2 protein-coding genes and 2 pseudogenes are annotated in these 2,245 nt (G+C 49.7%); all 4 read right to left on the bottom strand.

Annotation, left to right across the window (positions count from 1 at the left end; translation table 11 throughout):
* Window positions 1–254, bottom strand: a pseudogene (locus Q0231_RS10900) (cell division protein FtsA); the annotation flags it as partial.
* Window positions 254–1,147 (bottom strand): cell division protein FtsQ/DivIB, encoded by an 894-nt coding sequence (locus Q0231_RS10895; RefSeq protein WP_299347693.1) that lies wholly within the window; start codon window positions 1,145–1,147, stop codon window positions 254–256. The gene Q0231_RS10895 and the pseudogene Q0231_RS10900, both read right to left, overlap by 1 nt.
* Window positions 1,135–2,055 (bottom strand): D-alanine--D-alanine ligase, encoded by a 921-nt coding sequence (locus Q0231_RS10890; RefSeq protein ID WP_299347692.1) that lies wholly within the window; start codon window positions 2,053–2,055, stop codon window positions 1,135–1,137. Before Q0231_RS10890 ends, Q0231_RS10895 begins: the two co-directional genes overlap by 13 nt.
* Before the next feature lie 2 nt (window positions 2,056–2,057).
* Window positions 2,058–2,245, bottom strand: a pseudogene (locus Q0231_RS10885) (UDP-N-acetylenolpyruvoylglucosamine reductase); the annotation flags it as partial.

Genomic DNA, 2,245 nt, shown 5'->3' with positions numbered 1-2,245 from the left:
ACCGAGCGAATGGCATGTTCGGCTTGATCAAGATCGGTCACAACCCCGCCTTTAACACCTGCAGACGGTCCGTACGCAAAGCCCAAAACCTCAGCGCTATGGGTGCGACCCTTCAACGCCTTTCCCTCATCACGAGGGGTCAAGCGCGCAACCATGCAACAAATCTTTGTGGACCCAATATCAAGTACGGAAATTAGACTGGAACGACCCGGTTGCAGCGGTTTCAATCGTGCGGTCATTGCATCGGTGAGCATTATTCAGTTTCCACTTCAGCGCCCTCAACCGGCGTACGGTCAACAGGACGAACAGCAATATAGTCATTAAGACGCAAATCAAGCACGGCGATGTCGCGCTCAAAAACCTGATCTTGCGACTGCAGCTGCATCAGTTTTTCCATTGCTTTGGCCACATTTGTTTCGGGCAACATCACACGCAACCCAACGTCATAAATCAAATCCCAGCGCCGATCACCAATGCGGCTCGATGCTAAAAGACCTTCATTCAAATCAGGAAACTGCGCCAGCAAGGCAATCATTTCAGGCACATCGTCCGCGGCGCCATCGCCGACAAACAAAGGCAGTCCTTCAATTGGCATCTCTACAGGCGAAATCTTGTCGCCGTTGCTATCAATTGCAAAATTGACACCATCAACAGTCCAGATAGCAACAGGTTGCTTTTCAACCAGATCAACAATCAGTGAGTTTGGATAAACCTTACGAATTGTCGCGCTTTCAATTGAGGGCAACGCTTCCAACCGCAATCGTGCGGCTTCAGCGTCAAAACTGACCAAAGAGCGGCTTGATTCTAGACCAACGGCACCAAACAGCAAATCCTCGTTTGTAAGGGCATAGCCTGACAACGACAATTCAGCCACTGAAAGGCCAGCTTGCGCGAACAGTGCAGAAACTCGACCTGAAACATCAATGAGATAGTTGCCGATATGGCCACGATAGGCAATACCCGCCGCACCAATGCTGACCACCAGCACAAGCGCAATCAATCGAACAGCAAGCTGCTTGTGCAACACCCACAGGTTACGCGATTGTGCGACAAACAAATGTGTCGCTCGGCGCACCACCAAATCCGCACCAAGTGGTTTTGCCACAGCAATGGATTGGCTTGAATGTTCTGGCTTTACCTGTTGCAACTTGCATCCTCCACAATCCAAGACACCAATTCTTCAAAACTGTGTCCGGCATGTTTAGCAATCTCTGGCACCAACGACGTTGGCGTCATCCCGGGCTGAGTGTTGATCTCCAAACAGATCAATTCACCTTCACGGCCCTGATGTTCGGTATATCGAAAATCAGTTCGTGTGACCCCGCGACACCCAAGAGTCTCATGTGCTTTAAGCGCTAGTCTTTGAACATTCTGGTAAATTTTCGGTGAAACTTGGGCTGGTAGAATATGCTCTGACCCACCAACTTCATACTTTGCTTCATAATTGTAGAAGTGCAAATCAGTAACGATTTCAGTTACACCAAGCGCAACCCCACCCATTACCGCACAGGTTAATTCACGTCCCGGAATATAGCGCTCCACCATCAAATGGTCCTCACCCTGCCAGTCAGTGCGCAATATTTCTTGTGGCGGATGAGAGGTGCCAGTTTTGACAATAAACACACCAACGCTAGACCCATCATTATAGGGTTTCACCACGTATGGCGGTGGCATTTGGTGCTTGCCAGCAATTTCATCGCGATGGGCGATTATGTGATCCGTAACAGGAACCCCTGCGGCCTTGAACAGCATTTTGGATTGATGCTTGTCCATTGCCAATGCAGATGCCAAAACGCCCGAGTGGGTATAGGGAATACCCATGATCTCTAACATGCCTTGAACGGTTCCATCTTCGCCAAAACGACCATGCAGACCATTAAACACCACATCTGGTTTTACTTCTGCAAGACGTTGAGCCAATTGGCGATCAACATCAATTAGCGTGACTTTATAGCCGGCTCGCTCAAGCGCTGCTGCGCATTCGCGCCCCGAAGACAAGGAAACTTCCCGCTCGCTTGTCCACCCGCCATAAAGAACCGCAACATGCTTGCTCATACTCAAACCTGACCGGTGAACACATCACCGTCCAAAAACTCACGTACTTCTTTGCCGGGCACAAAATGCCCCATGCGCCGAATTTCCCACTTCAGCTCAATACCTGAATTTTCGCGAACCTTATGGCGCACAGTTTCGCCAAGCGTTTCAATATCGTGCGCTGTTGCATCACCAATATTGAGCAAGAAAT

It is taken from the genome of uncultured Maritalea sp. (genome assembly GCF_937139385.1).
Taxonomy (GTDB): domain Bacteria; phylum Pseudomonadota; class Alphaproteobacteria; order Rhizobiales; family Devosiaceae; genus Maritalea; species Maritalea porphyrae_A.
The sequence above is the reverse complement of the archived record's forward strand: the minus strand, read 5'-3'. Positions and strand labels throughout refer to the sequence as shown.